The organism is Pseudomonas sp. SDT291_1_S447 (assembly GCF_054070155.1).
This window is the reverse complement of record NZ_JBSVXS010000101.1, coordinates 1-19,221: the sequence shown is the minus strand read 5'-3', so window position 1 is coordinate 19,221 and position 19,221 is coordinate 1. Positions and strand designations below refer to the sequence as shown.

Annotated in this window: 17 protein-coding genes; 5 read left to right on the top strand and 12 right to left on the bottom strand. The window is 58.6% G+C overall.

All coding sequences use genetic code 11. The features are described from left to right. Nucleotides 1-66: 66 nt before the first annotated feature. The 4 genes from ACW9IR_RS23170 to ACW9IR_RS23155 are packed head-to-tail and all read right to left on the bottom strand — an operon-like array spanning nucleotide 67 to nucleotide 2,513. Nucleotides 67-543 carry a DoxX family protein gene (locus ACW9IR_RS23170; protein ID WP_457465204.1) on the bottom strand — a complete coding sequence of 159 codons (477 nt, stop codon included), beginning with the start codon at nucleotides 541-543 and terminating at the stop codon, nucleotides 67-69. After that, nucleotides 540-1,298: an HvfC/BufC N-terminal domain-containing protein gene (locus ACW9IR_RS23165; RefSeq protein WP_102902696.1), complete on the bottom strand. Its 759-nt coding sequence runs from the start codon at nucleotides 1,296-1,298 to the stop codon at nucleotides 540-542. Before ACW9IR_RS23165 ends, ACW9IR_RS23170 begins: the two co-directional genes overlap by 4 nt. Further along, entirely contained in the window at nucleotides 1,295-2,182 is an 888-nt protein-coding gene (gene bufB / locus ACW9IR_RS23160) for an MNIO family bufferin maturase (RefSeq protein WP_457465203.1), read from the bottom strand. The genes ACW9IR_RS23165 and bufB overlap by 4 nt, the downstream gene beginning before the upstream one ends. A 25-nt stretch (nucleotides 2,183-2,207) precedes the next feature. Continuing rightward, on the bottom strand, nucleotides 2,208-2,513 hold the full coding sequence (locus ACW9IR_RS23155) for a BufA1 family periplasmic bufferin-type metallophore (RefSeq protein ID WP_102902698.1): 306 nt from the start codon (nucleotides 2,511-2,513) through the stop codon (nucleotides 2,208-2,210). A gap of 225 nt (nucleotides 2,514-2,738) precedes the next feature. Here ACW9IR_RS23155 and ACW9IR_RS23150 point away from each other — a divergent pair, with 225 nt between their 5' ends. Together ACW9IR_RS23150 and ACW9IR_RS23145 are read left to right on the top strand one after the other, a co-directional pair. Continuing rightward, nucleotides 2,739-4,130, top strand: coding sequence for a DUF2599 domain-containing protein (locus tag ACW9IR_RS23150; protein WP_457465202.1), 1,392 nt, complete (start codon nucleotides 2,739-2,741; stop codon nucleotides 4,128-4,130). 33 nt (nucleotides 4,131-4,163) lie between these two features. After that, nucleotides 4,164-5,399 carry a DUF2599 domain-containing protein gene (locus ACW9IR_RS23145; protein WP_457465201.1) on the top strand — a complete coding sequence of 412 codons (1,236 nt, stop codon included), beginning with the start codon at nucleotides 4,164-4,166 and terminating at the stop codon, nucleotides 5,397-5,399. Between the two features lie 194 nt (nucleotides 5,400-5,593). On the opposite strand, the gene ACW9IR_RS23140 is transcribed toward ACW9IR_RS23145, so the two are convergent. The 5 genes from ACW9IR_RS23140 to ACW9IR_RS23120 all read right to left on the bottom strand — a co-directional run bounded on the left by ACW9IR_RS23140 (nucleotide 5,594) and on the right by ACW9IR_RS23120 (nucleotide 10,595). Further along, the gene (locus ACW9IR_RS23140; RefSeq protein WP_008082262.1) at nucleotides 5,594-6,295 is read right to left on the bottom strand and encodes an ABC transporter ATP-binding protein; all 702 of its coding nucleotides are present in this window, start codon (nucleotides 6,293-6,295) and stop codon (nucleotides 5,594-5,596) included. After that, nucleotides 6,296-7,063 (bottom strand): high-affinity branched-chain amino acid ABC transporter ATP-binding protein LivG, encoded by a 768-nt coding sequence (livG, locus tag ACW9IR_RS23135; protein ID WP_027621149.1) that lies wholly within the window; start codon nucleotides 7,061-7,063, stop codon nucleotides 6,296-6,298. It abuts the gene before it with no gap. Then, complete coding sequence (locus ACW9IR_RS23130) at nucleotides 7,060-8,316, bottom strand: high-affinity branched-chain amino acid ABC transporter permease LivM (RefSeq protein ID WP_093438700.1); 1,257 nt, start codon at nucleotides 8,314-8,316, stop codon at nucleotides 7,060-7,062. Before ACW9IR_RS23130 ends, livG begins: the two co-directional genes overlap by 4 nt. Further along, nucleotides 8,313-9,236, bottom strand: coding sequence for a high-affinity branched-chain amino acid ABC transporter permease LivH (gene livH / locus ACW9IR_RS23125; protein ID WP_007918526.1), 924 nt, complete (start codon nucleotides 9,234-9,236; stop codon nucleotides 8,313-8,315). Before livH ends, ACW9IR_RS23130 begins: the two co-directional genes overlap by 4 nt. 231 nt (nucleotides 9,237-9,467) lie before the next feature. Further along, nucleotides 9,468-10,595 carry a branched-chain amino acid ABC transporter substrate-binding protein gene (locus ACW9IR_RS23120; protein ID WP_016986598.1) on the bottom strand — a complete coding sequence of 376 codons (1,128 nt, stop codon included), beginning with the start codon at nucleotides 10,593-10,595 and terminating at the stop codon, nucleotides 9,468-9,470. A gap of 352 nt (nucleotides 10,596-10,947) precedes the next feature. Here ACW9IR_RS23120 and ACW9IR_RS23115 point away from each other — a divergent pair, with 352 nt between their 5' ends. Beyond that, entirely contained in the window at nucleotides 10,948-11,268 is a 321-nt protein-coding gene (locus tag ACW9IR_RS23115) for a DUF2288 domain-containing protein (RefSeq protein WP_102902701.1), read from the top strand. A 273-nt stretch (nucleotides 11,269-11,541) separates the two neighbouring features. On the opposite strand, the gene ACW9IR_RS23110 is transcribed toward ACW9IR_RS23115, so the two are convergent. Continuing rightward, on the bottom strand, nucleotides 11,542-13,740 hold the full coding sequence (locus ACW9IR_RS23110) for a hypothetical protein (protein ID WP_007918508.1): 2,199 nt from the start codon (nucleotides 13,738-13,740) through the stop codon (nucleotides 11,542-11,544). Between the two features lie 196 nt (nucleotides 13,741-13,936). On the opposite strand from ACW9IR_RS23110, the gene ACW9IR_RS23105 reads away from it, so the two are divergent. Beyond that, nucleotides 13,937-14,833, top strand: a complete 897-nt coding sequence (locus ACW9IR_RS23105; protein ID WP_457465200.1) for an NAD(P)-dependent oxidoreductase — start codon at nucleotides 13,937-13,939, stop codon at nucleotides 14,831-14,833. Here the strand turns inward: ACW9IR_RS23105 and ACW9IR_RS23100 are convergent. Together ACW9IR_RS23100 and ACW9IR_RS23095 are read right to left on the bottom strand one after the other, a co-directional pair. After that, nucleotides 14,724-17,006, bottom strand: a complete 2,283-nt coding sequence (locus ACW9IR_RS23100) for a putative bifunctional diguanylate cyclase/phosphodiesterase (protein WP_457465199.1) — start codon at nucleotides 17,004-17,006, stop codon at nucleotides 14,724-14,726. The genes ACW9IR_RS23105 and ACW9IR_RS23100 overlap by 110 nt on opposite strands. Nucleotides 17,007-17,155: 149 nt before the next feature. Continuing rightward, nucleotides 17,156-17,524 (bottom strand): YkgJ family cysteine cluster protein, encoded by a 369-nt coding sequence (locus ACW9IR_RS23095; protein WP_457465198.1) that lies wholly within the window; start codon nucleotides 17,522-17,524, stop codon nucleotides 17,156-17,158. Between the two features lie 301 nt (nucleotides 17,525-17,825). On the opposite strand from ACW9IR_RS23095, the gene ACW9IR_RS23090 reads away from it, so the two are divergent. Continuing rightward, nucleotides 17,826-19,175, top strand: a complete 1,350-nt coding sequence (locus ACW9IR_RS23090; protein ID WP_102902703.1) for a spinster family MFS transporter — start codon at nucleotides 17,826-17,828, stop codon at nucleotides 19,173-19,175. Nucleotides 19,176-19,221: the final 46 nt, after the last annotated feature.

Genomic DNA, 19,221 nt, shown 5'->3' with positions numbered 1-19,221 from the left:
TCAGTCGCGGATGAGTTACCTGACACACCGCTATCGCGAGCAGGCTCACTCCTACAGGGATTTTGCTTAGCGGGAAAGACGGCGGGCGATCAGATGATCAATCGACAACTTGCCTGGCCCTGTCGCCATCAGGTACAGCAACACCGCCGCCCAGGTGCCGTGAGTCGGATAGGCATCGGGGTACACAAACAGTTGAATGACCAATGTCATACCCAACAACGCCAACGCCGAAAACCGTGTAGCGAAGCCAATCAGGATCAGCAGCGGGAAGAAGTGTTCGGCGAACGCCGCCATGTGCGCTGCAATCTCTGGCGACAGCAGCGGCACGTGGTATTCGCTCTTGAATAACGGAATGGTCGAATCGGCCAGACGTGGCCAGCCGACTTGAAAGGTGCCGTCGATCAGGTCAATGGCCAAACCTTCAATCTTGGTCTGTCCTGACTTCCAGAACACTGCGGCAATCGAGAAACGCGCAATGAACGCGACCAGGCTGTGGGGGATTTTTTCCAGCAGCGCGATGGCGCGGGTGATGAGCGTTTTCATGGCAGTTCCTTGCTATTCAAGTGGGTAATGGCGTTGCGCGCGATCAGTAAGCCGAGGGTTTGCGCGAGGTCGAATTCAGGGCTGTGTTCAGCCGCTGCCAGGAGAGGCTGTCCATCGATCAGATTGCGGATAAACACGCTGGCGCCGGGTTCGAGGGCGAACACTTCGACGTCCAGGCCATTGCGCAACACCAGCGCGTGTTGCCTTTGGTTGACGTCGATCCCCTCCAGCGTCGAGTCGTGTTGATGTGCGCCCCAGATCGCGACTACGGCATAGGCTGAGTCGAGCAGGTGAAGGGAGGGATGAAGGTCGAGGCGCAGCTCACTCAGCGTTTGCACATCAGCCAGTGCTGTCGTGATCTGTTCCGCGCGCACGGGCAGGGCGTCGGCCGCGTGGTAGGCGAGGGTGCGCAGGTGCTCAAGGCGCGCGACATCGGCCAGATAGGGCACGCTCGAGGCGGGTTCGAATGTCTGGATGAAGGCGGCGAACGCTTCGCCATAGCGATTCATCAACGGACTCTGCGGCGGCTGCTGTTGGACGAAAACGGCCGCCATGGCGCGAAAGAATTCATCGCCGACCAATTGCGCAACCACCGGGTAACTGTCGCTCAACGCATTGATCAGCGAACCCTGCACGTTATTGCGATACACCGCAAAACGGCTTGCCGGATCGGCACCGTTGGCGCTGCACAGCCCTTCGGGGCAGGGTAGCCGTGTGTCAAGGAGCGCGGCAGCGAAATCGCGTTGCGCGCTCATGTGCGTGCTCCGGCATCCAGCAAAAGCGCATCAGCTTGCTGCGCCTCCGCCAGTAGCACCGCAAACGCCGGCACTTGATTGTCGCGCTCGATCAACGTTGCCACCGGGCCGATGCGTTGCAGCACTTGCCGGTACAAACCCCAGACGGCTTGATCGATCGGCGCGCCGTGATCGTCGATCAGCAAGCGATCGCCAAGGCTGTCGCTATCTTCGGCGAACCCGGCCAGATGAATTTCACCCACCGTGTGTAATGGCAGCGCTTCGAGATACGCCAGTGGATCACGCTGATGGTTCACGCAAGAAACGTAGACATTGTTGACGTCCAGCAGCAGGCCGCAGCCGCTGCGGCGGATGACCTCGGCGATGAAATCTGCCTCATCGAGGGTTGAGCGTTGAAACGCCAGATAGGTTGCCGGATTCTCCAGCAGCATTGGCCGTTTGAGCGTGTTCTGCACTTGATCGATATGCTCGCAGACGCGATTCAACGTCGGCGTGTCATAGGCCAGCGGCAACAGATCATTGAGAAACACCGGGCCATGGCTCGACCAGGCCAGATGTTCGGAAAAGGCTTGCGGTTGATAGCGCCGAATCAGCTCGGCAAGGCGCTGAAGATGATGTTTATCCAGCGGCCCTTCAGCACCGATGGACAAGCCGACACCGTGCAGCGACAGCGGATACTGCTCGCGGATCAAACCGAGAAAATGATGAAACGGACCGCCGTCGACCATGTAGTTTTCGGCGTGGACTTCGAAGAAGCCGATGTCCGGTTGTGAGCCGAGCACTTCACGAAAGTGCCCGGTCTTGAGCCCCAGCCCGGCACGGGACGGGAGCCCGGTGCGGGCTGCCTGAGTGCGGGATTGGGCATGGTCATTGATAGTGAGCATGATCGTCACTCAGGCAGGCCAACGATCAGGACTTGGCTTTGAAGGCTTGCATCTGACCGAAACCGGTCGGCGAAGTCTTGCTCTCAGTGGTAGCGCAGGTGCCCTTTGGAACGAGTTTCCAGGCGTTGGCCTGGTAGTCCATTTTCGCCGTGCCGGCACAGGTAGTGCCTGCACCTGCGGCGCAATCGTTGTGACCTTTCATGGCCACGCCGAAGCATTTTTCCATGTCGGCGTCTGCGGCATGGACGGTCGATACAGCAGCCATGCTCAGAGCAGAACCGAGGGCCAGAACCAGGGCGGTGGCGGACAGGGTGCGGGTGGTAGCAGTCATGATGTTTCTCCAGTCTTGTTCAGGGTTTTTACAAGCGCGATTGCGCTTGCTTGTCCCTCTAGAGAAAGCTCATGGCGATGCGTTACAGCCGAGCCGAAATTTTTCAGAAAAAATGCAAAACCCTGGGGGAATCTACCTCACCGGTTTTTTCCACCCTGTCATGCGTGTTCTATAGTCAACTCGAAGGCCCTCTTTGCCCGGGCCTATTTACCAGGACGGTATCTCATGAAAAAGGATCGCTCGGATTCACCTGTGCTATCGCGCCGGTTTTCATTTTTTGTTCTGGCTTGCGCATTCCCCTTGTGGTTCAGTTCGGCGGCTGCCCAGACAGTTTCCGATCCGCAGGACACCCTCAAACGCATCAACCTCAACTACAACACCCTCAAGGACGCCTGCCAGGAACCCGACACCGGTGCTGCACGCGGCCTCTACTATTGCAGCGGCGTGACCTTGCGAATGGTCAACGACGGGCCCTTCAATCCTTGGGATTACAGCCCTTACGCGATCAAGATCGGCGCGACTTCCTACTCGTGGATCCGCAAGGATCTGAGCACGCGAATTCTTATTCATCCGGCCGGTTTCATTCTGCGCACGCCCAGCGATGCGGCGGCTCTGAACCTGCCGGTCAAGGAGCAGGGATTTACCTGCATCTACGCATTCGACGGCGGCACCGGGCCTGAGCGCAAGTGGTATGGCTGCGGCTTTTTCGACAGCCGTGAGCCGCCGCGCACCGCTCAAGGCGCGATGAACAATCGCAATGCCGCGCTGGCCTATGGTACCTGCGCCGAAGCCGGGGTCAGTACCGCCGAGCAGTGGACGCAGAAATACACCGGGTTGATGAAGGGCCCGATCCAATATGGTCAGTGTTCATGGAACGCGGAAAAACCCAGCGACTGGAAAGCGATGATCCGCGTCCACGAGTCGCGGCCGAACACCACCAACAAAGACCCTTTTGCCTTCAGTGCCCAGGTCAACGAATTCATGTTGAAGAACGCCACGGCGACCAACGATGGCAGCGAAAACATGAAGTACATCGATGCTTTTATCTACAACGTCAACAGCACACAGAACTTCGCCACGCGCGGTGATCAGGCGCCACCGAAACCGGAAAATGGCCTCAACAGCGCGCGCAACTTTCAGAAGAAACTCCACGCCCAAGGCTACAGCGTGCCGATCCTGCGCCTGGATTTCACCAAGCCGCCCGAGCAGCGCTTCAGTTATGTCGCCGCTGATCAGGCGATCGAGCCGATGATGGTAGGCGGCGTACAACCGACGCCCGTTGTGCCTGCGCCCGACTACATCGCCTCGGCCAATTGGATCAAGCGTTACGACCCGGGTACACGCAAGGATGAGTGGAGCTTGAGTGTGGTGCCCACAGCGGCAGGGCGTGCCTTGCCCAACGAGCAACTCGGGGTTTTGTACGACCAGTTGTTCGCCCTCAAAGGGGCCGATAGCAATTGGCGCGATAACGAAAGATCCGTTGGCAGCATGCGTCAGCAATTGGGCTGCGTCCTGGTCAATTACCGCGCCAAGACGCCGTGGAATCTCGAGCCGTTTCGCCCGGCGTTGTCGGACAGCGAGACTCGGGCAGCGGGGTGCAATCCGGTCCCGCGTTGAAGATGTGTTTGGCTAATCAAGGAGATGCAAGCCATGAAAAAATGTTTGAACAGGATCACGCCATTTTTGATGTTGCCACTGCTGGTTCAGGCGACTTGGGCCAGTGCCGAGTCATGCGACGAGACGCTGAAAAAGGTTGAAACGTTGTACAACAAGACCGTCGACAGTTGCGGGCAGGACCCCGCGTCAGACTGTTCCGGGCTACTGGTGCGCGGCACGCATCGGGCGGACCCGGCGAAGGGGCAAAAATGGGATGTGTGGAATCCCAGCCCGAAAGCTGTGGAGCTGGGAACGTTTGCCGCCTCGTATATGCGCGCCGATGGCATCAGCTATGAAGACCCCGGCATGAGCACGCAGAATGGCTACCTCATTACGCCAAGGGATCTGATTCGCGACCCCGAGACGCCGGTGCACGTGTACTGCGCCTTTCCCAATGACGCCTGGACCGACTATCGCAATGACCGGGGGTGCGGCGACAACAAAAACACCACGGCTTCAGAAGCGGTTTGCCAAGCCATGAAACCGCCGATCAGCAATCCGAATGCCTGGGTCGCGCACTTCACCCAGTACAACAACAATCGGCAACAGGACCAGTTGCAGTGCGGCTTCAATATGCGCAATCCGATGAGCAGCAAGGAGCGGGTCGACGCCTTTCGCAACTTCATGGGCGCGCGCAAAGTCATCAACAGTCGCGAGTTTCAAACCCAGACCGAACTGCGTCTAGGCAACCCGAAGACCGACGAGCTGCCAGTTCTGGCGTTTTTCTACAGCGATCAGCGCGGCTTGAACGACGCCTTGGCCAATCAGCGCGACTACAAGGAGAAGACCGGCAAGGACCGCAACATCATCAAGATCGATTTCCCGCGAACCCCGACCGCCAAGGCCACGTTCTCTTGCGTGCAAAGCGCACCGGCGCCAACGCAGTTCTGTGAGAAGTACATCGAGTCGAGCACCTGGGTACAACGGCCCGATCCGAAACTGGGGCCGAACACCTGGTCGCTCTCGGTGGTTCCGACCGCATGCGGCCGCGCGATCAAGGACGACCAGACCGACCGGATGTTTGCCGAGTTGTACAACAAGCACAAAGACGATCAGCAGTGGCGGCAGTACAGCATCAATGGTGGGTCGTTGCGTCGGCAGATGGTCTGCCATCTGGCGGCGACCTACGAGGGCAAACCTGTCAGGAACAAGCCTGAGTGGAACCTTGAGCCGGCACGGCCTTATGTCGATCAGGCTACAGCGGTAGCGCAGCACTGTAATCCGTACTGAGATGGCTTGACCGCTCTTGCAACCAATTGTGGGAGCGAGCTTGCTCGCGAATGCGGTGTGTCATCTACATAAACGGTGTCTGACACTACGCCTTCGCGAGCAAGCTCGCTCCCACAGGGATTCGGGGGGGAACTCAGGTGGTGGTGGGCACAAAAAAACGGCCCGAAGGCCGTTTTTTTGTTGGGTGAAATGCATCAGCCGCCGAGATACGCCTCGCGTACTTTCGGGTCGGTCAGCAGTGCTTCACCAGTGCCTTGCATGACCACGCGGCCGTTCTCCAGAACGTAGGCGCGGTCAGCGATTTTCAGCGCCTGGTTGGCGTTCTGCTCGACCAGGAACACGGTCACACCGTCCTTGCGCAGCATTTCGATGATGTCGAAAATCTGCTGGATGATGATCGGTGCCAGGCCCAGCGACGGCTCGTCGAGCAGCAGCAGTTTCGGCTTGCTCATCAGCGCACGGCCGATGGCGAGCATTTGCTGTTCGCCGCCGGACATGGTGCCGCCGCGCTGGTTGAAGCGTTCTTTCAGGCGCGGGAACAGGCCGAGGACCTTGTCCATTTGCTCCTGATAGTCGCCCTTGTCGGTGAAGAAGCCGCCCATGGAGAGGTTTTCTTCAACGGTCAGACGGGCGAATACCCGACGACCTTCCGGCACCACCGCGATGCTCTTGCGCATGATCTGCGACGAGTCCTGGCCGACCAGTTCCTCACCCATGTAGCGGATGCTGCCGCTGTGCGCTTGCGGTGAACCGCAGAGCGTCATCAGCAGCGTGGACTTGCCGGCACCGTTGGCACCGATCAGGGTCACGATCTCGCCCTGACGGACTTCGACGTTGACGCTGTGCAGGGCCTGGATCTTGCCGTAGAAGGTGGAAACGTTTTCGAACTGCAGCATTTACGCTTCCCCCAGGTAGGCTTTGATCACTTCAGGATTGTCGCGGATCTGTTCCGGCGTACCGTCGGCCAGAGGCGTGCCCTGGTTGATCACGACGATGTGGTCGGAAATGCTCATGACCAGTTTCATGTCGTGTTCGATCAGCAGCACGGTGACGTTGTGCTCTTCACGCAGCACGCTGATCAGCGCTTTGAGGTCTTCGGTTTCCTTCGGGTTCAGGCCGGCGGCCGGTTCGTCGAGCATGAGGATCCGCGGACGGGTCATCATGCAGCGGGCGATTTCCAGACGTCGTTGCTGACCGTAGGCCAGGGTGCCGGCGGTACGGTTGGCGAACTCTTTGAGGTTGACCTTTTCCAGCCAGTACTCGGCGAACTCCATGGCCTCGCGCTCGCTTTTGCGAAACGCCGGGGTCTTGAACAGACCGGACAGGAAGTTGGTGTTCAAGTGACGGTGCTGGGCGATCAACAGGTTCTCGACCGCCGTCATGTCCTTGAACAGGCGCACGTTCTGGAAGGTACGCACCACGCCTTTGAGGGCGATCTTGTGGCCCGGCAGGCCTTGAATCGGCTCGCCGTCCAGCAGGATGCTGCCGCCAGATGGCTTGTAGAAACCGGTCAGGCAGTTGAATACGGTGGTCTTGCCCGCGCCGTTCGGCCCGATCAGTGCCACCACTTGTTTCTCTTTGACGGTCAGGGCCACGCCGTTGACCGCCAGCAAGCCGCCGAAGCGCATGCTCAGGTTTTCGACTTTAAGGATCTCGCGGCTCATTTTCGCAACTCCATGTGTGGGCGTTGCATCGGCAGCAGACCTTGTGGACGCCAGATCATCATCAACACCATCAGCGCACCGAACATCAACATGCGGTACTCGCTGAACTCACGCATCATTTCCGGCAACAGGATCATCACCACGGCCGCCAGGATCACGCCCAACTGCGAGCCCATGCCACCCAATACAACGATGGCGAGGATGATCGCCGACTCGATGAAGGTGAACGACTCCGGCGTCACCAGACCCTGACGCGCAGCGAAGAAGCTACCGGCGAAACCGGCGAACGCAGCGCCGAGAGTGAACGCGGAGAGCTTGATGATCGTTGGATTCAGACCCAGTGCACGGCAAGCGATTTCGTCTTCACGCAGCGCTTCCCACGCACGACCGATCGGCATGCGCAGCAGGCGGTTGATGACGAACAGTGCCGCCAGTGCGAGCAACAGGGCAACCAGGTAAAGGAAGATCACCTTGTTGATCGAGTTGTATTGCAGGCCGAAATACTCGTGGAAGGTTTGCATGCCTTCCGCGGCTTTACGTTCGAAGGTCAGACCGAAGAACGTTGGTTTCTCGATGTTGCTGATGCCGTTCGGACCGCCGGTGATGTCGGTCAGGTTGCGCAGGAACAGACGGATGATCTCACCGAAACCAAGGGTCACGATCGCCAGATAGTCACCGCGCAAACGCAGCACCGGGAAGCCCAGGAGGAAGCCGAACGTCGCCGCCATCAGGCCGGCAATCGGCAGGCAGATCCAGAAGCTCAGGCCGTAGTAGTGCGACAGCAGCGCGTAGCTGTAGGCGCCGACGGCATAGAAACCGACGTAACCGAGGTCGAGCAGACCGGCCAGACCGACGACGATGTTCAGGCCGAGGCCGAGCATCACGTAGATCAGGATCAGCGTGGCGATGTCCACCGCGCCACGGGAGCCGAAGAACGGCCACACCAGCGCCACCAGGATCAGCGCAATGATGAAATAGCGCTGAGTGGTCGGCAGGGTGAGGAAGTTGCTCGCCTTGGCCGGAATCAGCGGCAGGCCGGGCGACGAGCGCCAGGCTTTGCTGATCTGCTGATTGAACAGCACGCGCAGGAACATCAGCACCGAGCAGATGGCGATGGTCGCCAGTACGGCCGGGCTGGTGTTGTGCACTTCCAGGTTGATGCCGACGATGGTCAGTTTCAGACCGAGTACCGGGTAGGCCACGGCCCACACCAGCAAAGCGCTGAACAGCGCCTGTTTAAGATTCCTAGTCATACTTTCTCAACCTCCGGACGGCCCAGAATGCCGGTCGGACGGAACAACAGCACCAGAACCAACAAGCCGAAAGCCACGACATCCTTGTACTGGTCGCCGAAGATATCGGCACCAAAGGCTTCCGCCACCCCAAGCACCAGCCCGCCGAGCATGGCGCCGGGGATGCTGCCAATCCCGCCCAATACTGCGGCGGTGAAGGCTTTGAGGCCGACGAGGAAACCGGCGTTCGGGTTGATCACCCCGTATTGCATGCTCAGCAGCACAGCCGCAACGGCTGCCAGCGCGGCACCAATGACGAAGGTCAGGGCGATGATGTTGTTGGTGTTGATGCCGAGCAGGTTGGCCATCTTGATGTCTTCGGCGCAGGCGCGGCAGGCGCGACCCAGGCGAGAGCGGGAGATGAACAGCGTCAGGCCGAGCATGGCGATCAGAGTCACCACGAACACCACGATTTGCATGTAGGAAATCAGCACTTCTTGTGCGCCACCTGGACCGAAGGCAATGTTGCCCGGAATCAGGTTGGGGATAGCTTTGTCCTTGGAGTCTTGCGCCAGCAGAACCGTGTTCTGCAGGAAGATCGACATACCGATCGCGGAAATCAGCGGGATCAGACGGTTGCTGCCGCGCAGGGGGCGGTAGGCGATCCGTTCGATGCTGTAACCGTAGGAACTGGTGACGACGATGCTGGCGATGAACGCCGCGGTCATCAACAGCGGGACACTGTCGAGTCCCATCATGGTCAACCCGGCGATGGCGATGAACGCCACGTAAGAGCCGATCATGTACACCTCGCCGTGGGCGAAGTTGATCATTCCAATGATGCCGTAGACCATCGTGTAGCCGATGGCGATCAAGGCATACATGCTGCCAACGTTCAGGCCGTTAACCAGCTGTTGGAAGAAGTGATAGATGTCAGGCATTACAGCGCTCCTAAAAACCTGATACGCATTTCACTGGTGGAGTCATTTTCCCGCCCGGCCCCGTGGATCTTTATCCACTTCGAATCCGGGTTTTGCCAGCGAACCGCTGATGACGGTTTTGAGATTTTCAGGTGGGGAGACTGGCGGATCACGCCAGCGCGGCCCAATACATTCGTAAAACAAAGCCCACGGCACGCCGTGGGCTTTATTGGCAGTCAGTCAGGCAGCGCCTTACTGAGGCGAAACTTCAGTTTTAGGTTTGCCGTTGTGCCACTCGTAAACCACGAATTTGAAGTCTTTGAGGTCGCCCTTGGCGTCGAAGCTCAGGTCGCCAGTAGGCGTCTTGAAGGTACCGGCATGAATGGCTTCAGCCACTTTGGTCGCGTCTTCGGACTTGGCTGCCTTGATGCCTTCGGCAATCACTTCAACCGCCGAGTAGGACGGGAACACGAACGGACCGCTCGGATCTTCTTTCTTCGCCTTGAAGGCATCGGCCAGGGCGATGTTGGCTGGATCCTGGTCGAAGGATTTCGGCAGGGTCACCAGCAGGCCTTCGGCTGCGTCTTTGGCGATCTGGGTGATCGAGTCGTTACCCACGCCTTCCGGACCCATGAACTTGGCTTTCAGGCCTTTTTCCTGTGCTTGACGCAGGATCAGACCCAGCTCCGGGTGGTAGCCGCCGTAGTAAACGAAGTCGACGTTGGCTTGTTTGAGTTTGGCGATGATCGCCGAGAAGTCTTTGTCGCCGGCGTTGACGCCTTCGAACACGGCAACCTTGGTGCCTTTCTTCTCGAGAGTCGATTTCACCGCGGTGGCGATGCCTTCACCGTACTGCTGTTTGTCGTGCAGTACGCCGACGATTTTCGGTTTGACGTGATCGGCAATGTAGTTACCGGCGGCAGGACCCTGGGCGCTGTCGAGACCGATAGTACGGAAGATCATTTTGTAACCACGGGCGGTGATGTCCGGGCTGGTGGCAGCCGGGGTGATCATGATCACGCCTTCGTCTTCGTAGATGTCCGAAGCCGGTTGAGTGGAGCTGGAGCACAGGTGACCGACCACGAACTTGACGCCGTCGTTGACGACTTTGTTCGCAACGGCTACCGCTTGTTTTGGATCGCAGGCATCGTCGTATTCAACGGCTTCGAGTTTCTTGCCGTCGACGCCGCCCTTGGCGTTGATTTGCTCAATGGCCATTTTTGCGCCGCTGAACTGCATGTCGCCGTACTGGGCTACTGGACCGGTTTTAGGACCGGCGATACCGATTTTGATGGTGTCAGCTGCGAACGAATGGCTGGCAACCCCGGCCAGAACCATAGCGGCAAACAGTTTGGAAATCTGCTTAGTAGCCTTAGTCATAGTGCTCCACTCTTACTGTTGTAATTTTTTTGAGTTCTGGCGCCGTAGCAGCAGAACCGGGTCAGATATCTTTGCGATACCCTCCGGAAATGCCCCCGGCAACTGTACCGGTACAGTGTAGAGCGCCGGTTGTCAGCCTGGGAAGCGGGCGCCGAGGGGCAAAACCTGGGGGTGTCGCATTTTTGAATGAAAAAGACAGAATCGCGGCGGGGCGTTCGTGGGCATATAGCCCAATCATCAGCATTCCTTGGCGTTCCTGCTCTTTTCGTTCGGTGCAGCCTTTTGCAACCGGGTTTTTCTGGCGGACCACCGACGTTATCATTCGCGTCGATTTCTTTTCCGGACAGCACCCATGAATCAAGAACCTAGCACCCTCTATGCCAAGCTGCTTGGTGAAACCGCATCTATTACCTGGAAAGAGTTGGAACCGTTCTTCGCCAAGGGTGCCCTATTGTGGGTCGACCCTGCGCTCGATTTGATCGCCGCTGCCGAGGCTGTGGCGTCCGATGATGGCGAGAAAGTGGCTGCCTGGCTGGCCGAAGACAAACTCGCCAAGCTCTCTGAAACGCGGGCGCTGGATATTTTTGAACGCGATCCCGAGATGTGGGCAGTGGTAGTTCGTCCGTGGATTCTGGTCCAGGAAAGGGCAGTCGCTGCCGGCGTCGCACCTTGATGGTGCGGCCGGTCATCAGCGAAAAGTGTGTAGCGGAGTAGCGTGATGGCACGTTGCCGTAGAGAAACACCACAAGCGATGGTGGCCTCACGGTGACGTAAACGTAACGGGAACAGTTTAGTAAGCAGCCTAACGGCTGCTTAATTGTTTCTGGATATTGGAAAGGCTGAAATCTTTAGTGAATGTGCCGGCCCCTTCGCGAGCAAGCTCGCTCCCACAGGGGAATGCATTCCAGATGTGGGAGCGAGCCTGCTCGCGAAGGGGGCGACTCGGTCAGACCGAGAACGACTTGCCGGTATGGTTATTCAGCGAAATAACCTTGGTCTTGCCAATCCGGTGACGGTAGATCTCGCGCAAATACTTGATCGACTTCTTCACGCAATCGCGCGACAAACGAATGTCATTGATCGAGACAAATTTCTCTTTGTCGTTGATCAGCTCGCGGTACTTCTTCTCGTACATCGGCTTGATCGCGTACCAGTTGGTGTCGAGGATCTTCGCCGGGTTCTCGAACTCGTTGAGCAGGTCATCAATCCGGTCTTCGTCGAACTCTTCATTGATGATGAAATCGAGGATCGAGTTGTCCAGGGTCTCGTCGAAGCGGTACGGGTTTTTCGCGAAGCAGCGTTTGATAAACGCAACGATCAAGGTCAGGAAGTCATCCGACAGGCACGGGCTCTTGGCGATCAACGTGGTCAGCGAGAGGTTGGCCGAGGCGCCGATCACCAGTGCGTAACGCTTGAGCGTGGTGTTGGGGAACAGGCTGTTGAGGTGGGTCTTCAACCGGTTCAGGTCCATGTACGACAGCTTGTAGTCTTTCGGCAGCGAAACGATCGAGACCACCGACGAGCAATTCTTGAAGAAGTGCAGATCGTGCAGCGCGGCGGCGTCGTAGCCGGAATTCTTGTATTGCTCCAGTGAAGCGCGATAACGCTTGGACTCGATCGGCAGCAGGCTGATGCCTTCAATCGCCTGCGTCACTTTGTTGAAGTGCGGCAGGTCGATCGAGCGGAAGAACAGGTCGTCGATGTTCAGGCGCTGCGGCTCTTTGTCGAACACCTTGAATTTGTCGCTGCTCGGCGGCGGGGTTTCCGGCACCACCGATTCGGCGTAGGCGATCGCCACCGGGCCGGCCAGGCTCATGAACAAGTCGTTGGCGTCGAGGCGAATGGTTTCGCCGATGTCGATGCCGGCGCGGCGGAAGTAGTTCTGGTCGTAGTCAGTGGTGACTGCCTGCGCCGTGAGAATGTTGAAGATCTGCTGCGAGATGTACTGGTTGGCGTGTTTCTCCATCGCATTGACATCAATGTTCTGGATGTTGCCGTCATCGCTCTCTTCGGCGTAACGCATGATGTCGTTGGAGATCAGCATCATCGCGTTCCATGGGCGGATACGGCCCATGACGCTGGCTTCGCTGCTGTCTTCATTGGCGAAGTTGTAGGAGAAATCCCATTCTTCGGAAAGGTATTTGCACAGCAGGCGACCGGCGTTGATGTGCAGCGCCTCGGACATTTCGCTGCGGTGGTCGGAAATGTTCGGCAGCACGCAGATGCCGCTGGTGAAGATCGGTTCGAACACAAACGAATGACCGCTCTTGCCGTCATGCTCGTCCATCGGTTTGGTGTCGAACGTCTTGTTCATGTACGAGTGCTGCTGGGCCAGACCGAACTCCGAAGCCATGCCGGAACCGGTACCGCCGCCGGCACTGAAGATCGAGAAATACAGGCGCGACTGGTTGGCCTTGATGCCGCAGCTGTCGATCAGGTACGAGTGGATCATTTTCCAGTCAGGGCTGGAGAAGCGCTGGGTGTCCTTGTTGAGGATGATCTTCGCCAGGTACTGGCCGAGGATCGGCGCGTTACCGGCGCCACCGGCGTGGACTTCGGACAAGTCCATGATCTTCATTTTGCTGTAGTCGCGCAGGAAGCCGCTTTTCTCGCCCTTGCGCGAGAAACGGATACGCCCGGCGATGTCTTTGTCGAGGTCGCCGAGCATCACCAGCGGTTCGACCAGAAACACCGGTTTGGTCGATTTGTTCGGGCCGATGCGCAGGTTGTTCTTGATCCACTGCGCCGGGCTGTAACCCTTGTCGGCCAGTCGGCGATCCGCCGCGCGGTCTTCGTTGTTGAATTCGTTGAGGTAGAACTTGCGTGCGTTGTACACCAGCTCCGCAACATCGAGGGCGATGTTCGAGCCGCAGCGACCGAGGCCGATCAGGCACACCGAGGGGAATTCCTGGTCGTTGTGCTGTTCGTTGTCGCCTTCCAGGTGCGGTGGGCGCGGGAACACCAGATCACGCAGGCCGTCGAGGTTGTCGAGGATGCGGTCGGTATTGGTTTCAGTGAAGTACAGGTACTGCTGAGTCGACAGCGGGCGCGACGGGACCAATGGCTTCGACGATGACGGGCTGTTGGCGGCGGGGCTCAAAGTCAGATCGGATACCGCAGTGGCGGGATTATTTTTAGAAGTCATTGTGCGCCATATACCTGGACTGGTTGGCTCGCTGGCCTTTGCCTACGAACCTCACGGAATAAGATCTCGCGTCTTTTATTTGCGCGAATTGAGCCCGAGCATCAGGTTTTTGGCCTGACTGTCGCTGGGGGGAATCCTTTCCTGATCGTTGATGAATCGGCCATTATTCGGCGATCTTTAATCGAAAAGAGGCAAAATGATGTCAACGCTACCTTCGTTGGGGTTCGCCGGAATCGGTCTGATGGGCCTGCCCATGTGCCGCCGTTTGTTGGCCGCGGGTTACCCGCTGACCGTGTGGAATCGCAACCCGGCCAAGTGCGCGCCACTGGTCGAGGCCGGTGCCCGACAGGTGGCGACCGCCGCTGAACTGTGCGAATACGCCGACGTGGTGATGCTGTGTCTGGCCGATACGACGGTGGTTCGCGAGGTGGTGTTTGGCGCTGGCGGTATTGCCGAAGGCGCGAAAAGCGGTCAACTGCTGGTGGATTTTTCCAGTCTTGAACCGACGGCCACTCGCGAGATGGCGGCGCAACTGCTGGAGAAAACCGGTATGTCCTGGCTAGATTCGCCGGTGTCCGGCGGCGTGGTAGGTGCCGAGGCGGGGAGTCTGGCGATCATGGTCGGCGGCGATACCGTAGATCTTCAGCGCGTGCGTGCGGTGCTGCTCAACCTCGGTCAGCGCGTCACGCACATGGGCGGCATCGGCGCCGGGCAAGTGACCAAGGCCTGCAACCAGATGATCGTCGCCTGCAATGCGCTGGTGATCGCCGAAGTGGTGGCGCTGGCGGAGCAGGCCGGGGTCGATGCGAGTCTGATCGCCGAGGCGCTGGCGGGTGGTTTTGCCGATTCAAAACCGTTGCAGATTCTTGCGCCGCAAATGGCCGAGAGCCGTTTCGAACCGATCAAATGGCACGTGCGCACGTTGCTCAAGGATCTCGACACCGCCGTGAAATTCTCCCGCGAACAAGGTTCGGCGACGCCGATCAGCGGATTGGCCGCACAATTGATGCGCCTGCATGGGGCACAGGGCTTTTTGGCGCAGGATCCAGCGACACTGGTGCAAATGTACCGCGCGCCAGAATCAACGGATTGACCGCGTGTGAATGTTTGCGCTGATTGATTTCTTCCAGCACCGGGCGCAGTTCGTCCAGCGGCACCGGACGGCTGAGCAGGTAACCCTGAATGAAATCGCAGCCCGAGCGTTCGAGGAATTCGTACTGCTCCAGGCTTTCCACGCCTTCGGTGACCACCTGCAAATGCAGGGTGTGCGCCATGACGATGATCGCCTGGACGATCTCCATGTCGGCGGTTGCCGTGGGAATGTCGAGGATGAACGAGCGGTCGATCTTCAGGGTGTTGAGCGGCAGGCGCTTGAGGTAGGCCAGCGAGGAATAGCCGGTGCCGAAGTCGTCGATCGACAGCGACACACCCAAGGCACGAATCTGTCGCAGCAGCACCAGGGTGTTGGCAATGTTGCCCATCAGCGCGTTTTCGGTGACTTCCAGTTCCAGCCGTTCCGGCGCCACCCCGGCGCTGCGCAATGCCTGTTCGATTTCGTTGGCCAGTTCATCTCGGGTGAGGTTGAGTGGCGAGCAGTTCCAGGCGATTTTCAGTTCTTCGCAGCCATGCCGCGACAATTCGCCCAGATCCTTGCAGGCGCGGCGCAGCACCCAGTTGTCCAGTTCGGCGATCAGGCCATTGTTTTCGGCGATGGTGATAAAGCGATCCGGGGTCAGCAAACCGTGCAGCGGATGTTGCCAGCGGATCAGCGCTTCGAGCTTGGTGACACGGCCGGTTTTCAGTTCAAAAATCGGTTGGTAATAGAGCGTCAGGCCGTTTTCTTCGCGCAAGGCGTGGCGCAGTTCTTCTTCCAGTTGCAGCTCGAAACTGGCGCGGGTCTTGAGGTTGGAACTGAAAAAGTGCAGGCCGTTGCGCCCCGCGCCTTTGGATTGATACAGCGCCAGATCGGCGTGTTTGAGCAGCTCCTCGCAGGTGCTGCCGTCCTCCGGAAACAGACTGATGCCGATGCTGGTGGTCATCACCATGCGACGTCCGGCCAGTTCGATCGGCTCCTTCATCTTGAGCATGATGCGTTGCGCCATATTGCGGGCTTCTTCGCGGTCACGCAGGTTGATGAGGATGCAGAACTCGTCGCCGCCGAAACGCGCGACCACGTCTTCATGGCTGCGCACCGAGCCTTTGATGTGCTGGGCGATCACCTTGAGCAGTTCGTCACCAGCGTCGTGACCGAGGCTGTCGTTGATCCGCTTGAAGTGGTCGATGTCGAGAAACATCACCGCGAGCATGCCGCCCTCGGCGGCTTTCTGGCAGAGTTTCTCGGCGAAGATCTGGTTGAACCCGCGGCGGTTGATCAGGTTGGTCAGGGCGTCGTAGTTGGCCGCTTGTTGCAGCGACATGCGCGCTTGATCGAGCTGGCTGAGCAGGGCGTTGACGCGGCGCAGGTCTTCTTCCTTGTTCTGCAGTTTTTTATCGGCCAGCGCCGCACTGATCGCACTGCCAAGGATCAGCAGGATGATCAGCGCCACGGTCAGGCCCAGTTGCAGATGCCCGTTATCGCCGCCGCTCGCTGTCAGGCCTCCCTCGGGAAGAACCAGATCCAGCGCAGCCATACCGGTGAAATGCATGCTGATGATGCCGGCGCCGAGAATCAGCGCAGCGCTGTACTTGAGCAACTGATGCGCCACGCCGCTGCCTGCGCTGAGATAGCGGGCCACCCACAGCGCTGCGAAACTGGCGCCGATGGCGATCGCCACAGACAGCGCGAACAGTCCTGGATGATAGTAGGCGGTGGCGCTCGACTTCATCGCCGCCATGCCAACGTAATGCATGCCGGCGATGCCCAGGCCGATGACAAACGCGGTTTTCAAGCAATGCAATGCACTCGGCTGCACTTCGCTCAGGGTTTGCATGGCCAGCCAAGAGGCGAGCAGGGCGATCAGCAACGAGAAAAGGGTGATGCCAAGGTCGTACTGAATGTCGATCGGTGTCTGGAAAGCCAGCATGCCGATGAAATGCATGGCCCAGATGCCGCCTGCAAGGCAGGTCGCGCCGATCCAGCGCCAGATCCGCCGCGACCCCGGATCTTCGGCATTTACAACGCGCTCAGCCATATCCAGAGTGGCAAAACTCGCCGCGCAGGCAACCAGATAGGCCACCAGCACCAGCAAGGGATTATGTGTGCAATCTAAAATGACCTGCCCGCTCTCTGGCAGCTCGGTAACAAACTGCAAACCAAGCCACTCCATAGCATGCCCCGTCTCTGAAGTCGTCCTGACTGCGCGGTGAACGCAGGCGAATGACAGGAGTATAGAGGCGGTTTTTGGCCTGGAAGGGGTAGTGGCACATTGGCGCTAATGATTTCGGCATTAGCGTCATAGCGATTGGCGCTAAAGGCTTAAGCGATCTGTTCGAAAGGGATTCGCGCCCAGTCCGGTTGCAGCGGCGGCAAGCCGAAACGCGCGCGGGCCTTATCGCAATCGACATTCTGTTCGCCGTTTTCCCAAGACGATTCGAATTCGCGGCAGGGGCTGGAGCGCAATTCATAAATCGAGCACTTCACCTCGCTGCCCACTTCGCCGACCAGCGCTGTGCAGCGCGGCGATTTGCAGTCGGTGCCGTTCATCGCCACGCGGCTGGGACTGATCTGTGTGACCAGTTCATCAGGCACCGTGCCGCCGGAAGATGAGCACTCACCCCAAAAGAAAGACACGCGAAAATGGGAACAGCAGGCACCGCAATTCAGACACGGACTGACTTCAGACATGGGCGAGGGTATCAAAGGGATTGATCGGGAGATCCGGACGGATCCGGCGGCCATTCTAGGCTTTGCCGCAGACTTGGGAAGGGGGGCGCGAAACTATTTTTTTGTGGCAAGGTTTTGCCGCAAAAGCCCCGGTTTTCGGGGGATTGCAGGCTTATCAAGGGCTTACGTTTCGTTACAGTGCCATGGGCCGATATCAGGCAGACGAATGATCACAGACAGCCTCGGCGCGGCTGACTAGATTGCAGGTTCCGGGCTCGGATGCGTTGGCAGTGAAGCCCCATAACAATAAAGAGACGGACCCATGCAGAACTCGACCCAAGCGGCGAATGCCTGGCGCATTCTGTTCCTGCTGTTCCTCGCCAACCTGTTCAACTTCTTCGACCGCACCATTCCGGCGATCATCATCGAACCAATCCGTATGGAATGGCACCTCAGTGACTTTCAACTGGGCATCGTCGGTACCGCATTCACCATCGTTTATGCCATTGCCGGCCTGCCCTTGGGGCGCATGGCCGATACCGGTTCGCGCAGCAAACTGATGGGCTGGGGCCTGGCAACGTGGAGCGCGCTGACGGCGGTCAATGGTCTGGTCGGCAGTTTCTGGAGCTTCCTGATCGTGCGCATGGGCATCGGCATCGGCGAAGCCAGTTATGCGCCGGCGGCCAACTCATTGATCGGTGACTTGTTTCCGGCGCATCGTCGGGCGCGGGCGATGGGCATTTTCATGCTCGGTCTGCCGCTGGGCCTGTTGCTGGCTTTCTTCACCATCGGCTGGATGGTCAAGGCTTTCGACAGCTGGCGTGCGCCGTTCTTTATTGCGGCGGTGCCGGGTCTGCTTCTGGCGATTTTCATGTTCTTTATCAAAGAGCCGAAGCGCGGGGCGGCGGAAACCGTGCAGGTTTCGCAAGAGAAAGTCGACAAGCCGATCCGCCGGATTCTGGCGGTGCCGACTTTTCTTTGGCTGGTGATGGCCGGGTTGTGTTTCAACTTCGCGACGTACGCCTGCAACTCGTTTCTGGTGCCGATGCTGCAACGCTACTTCCTGATGCCGTTGCAGGAAGCGGCGGTGGCCACCGGGATCATTGTTGGCGTGACCGGGCTGGTCGGTTTGACCCTGGGTGGCTGGATTGCTGACAAGATTCACCAGCGCGTGGCCAACGGGCGGCTGTTGTTCGCCGCGTTCAGTCTGATTGTTTCGACGTTGTGCACGGCGTGGGCGTTGCATTCGGGGCGCATCGAGATTGGCGTATTCGTCGCGGTGTTCAGTGTTGGTTGGCTGTTTGCCTACAACTTCTACACCTGCGTTTACACGGCGATTCAGGACGTGGTCGAACCGCGCCTGCGGGCGACAGCGATGGCGTTGTTCTTTGCCGGGTTGTATCTGTTGGGCGGTGGTCTGGGGCCGGTGGTGGTGGGTGGTTTGTCAGATCATTTCGCGCACACGGCGATGGCGGCGGCGGGGGCTGAGCAGATGACCGAGGCGTTCAAGGCAGTCGGGCTGCATGACGCGATGTACCTGATTCCGGTGGCGCTGTTTTTGACCATGGTCTTTCTGTTTCTGGCGGCGCGGTGTTTTGTGCGTGATGCGCAGCGGATGAAGGAGGGGTTGGTTGCGGTGGTTGAGCCAGAGGTTGCAGCGGCGACTGCTTAACCGCTATCGCGAGCAGGCTCACTCCTACAAGGGGAACGCATTCCAA

Coding starts and splice junctions, on each gene's coding strand:
- ACW9IR_RS23170 (WP_457465204.1), bottom strand. CDS start 543: ATGAAAACGCTCATCACCCGCGCCATCGCGCTGCTGGAAAAAATCCCC.
- ACW9IR_RS23165 (WP_102902696.1), bottom strand. CDS start 1,298: ATGAGCGCGCAACGCGATTTCGCTGCCGCGCTCCTTGACACACGGCTA.
- bufB (WP_457465203.1), bottom strand. CDS start 2,182: ATGCTCACTATCAATGACCATGCCCAATCCCGCACTCAGGCAGCCCGC.
- ACW9IR_RS23155 (WP_102902698.1), bottom strand. CDS start 2,513: ATGACTGCTACCACCCGCACCCTGTCCGCCACCGCCCTGGTTCTGGCC.
- ACW9IR_RS23150 (WP_457465202.1), top strand. CDS start 2,739: ATGAAAAAGGATCGCTCGGATTCACCTGTGCTATCGCGCCGGTTTTCA.
- ACW9IR_RS23145 (WP_457465201.1), top strand. CDS start 4,164: ATGAAAAAATGTTTGAACAGGATCACGCCATTTTTGATGTTGCCACTG.
- ACW9IR_RS23140 (WP_008082262.1), bottom strand. CDS start 6,295: ATGCTGCAGTTCGAAAACGTTTCCACCTTCTACGGCAAGATCCAGGCC.
- livG (WP_027621149.1), bottom strand. CDS start 7,063: ATGAGCCGCGAGATCCTTAAAGTCGAAAACCTGAGCATGCGCTTCGGC.
- ACW9IR_RS23130 (WP_093438700.1), bottom strand. CDS start 8,316: ATGACTAGGAATCTTAAACAGGCGCTGTTCAGCGCTTTGCTGGTGTGG.
- livH (WP_007918526.1), bottom strand. CDS start 9,236: ATGCCTGACATCTATCACTTCTTCCAACAGCTGGTTAACGGCCTGAAC.
- ACW9IR_RS23120 (WP_016986598.1), bottom strand. CDS start 10,595: ATGACTAAGGCTACTAAGCAGATTTCCAAACTGTTTGCCGCTATGGTT.
- ACW9IR_RS23115 (WP_102902701.1), top strand. CDS start 10,948: ATGAATCAAGAACCTAGCACCCTCTATGCCAAGCTGCTTGGTGAAACC.
- ACW9IR_RS23110 (WP_007918508.1), bottom strand. CDS start 13,740: ATGACTTCTAAAAATAATCCCGCCACTGCGGTATCCGATCTGACTTTG.
- ACW9IR_RS23105 (WP_457465200.1), top strand. CDS start 13,937: ATGATGTCAACGCTACCTTCGTTGGGGTTCGCCGGAATCGGTCTGATG.
- ACW9IR_RS23100 (WP_457465199.1), bottom strand. CDS start 17,006: ATGGAGTGGCTTGGTTTGCAGTTTGTTACCGAGCTGCCAGAGAGCGGG.
- ACW9IR_RS23095 (WP_457465198.1), bottom strand. CDS start 17,524: ATGTCTGAAGTCAGTCCGTGTCTGAATTGCGGTGCCTGCTGTTCCCAT.
- ACW9IR_RS23090 (WP_102902703.1), top strand. CDS start 17,826: ATGCAGAACTCGACCCAAGCGGCGAATGCCTGGCGCATTCTGTTCCTG.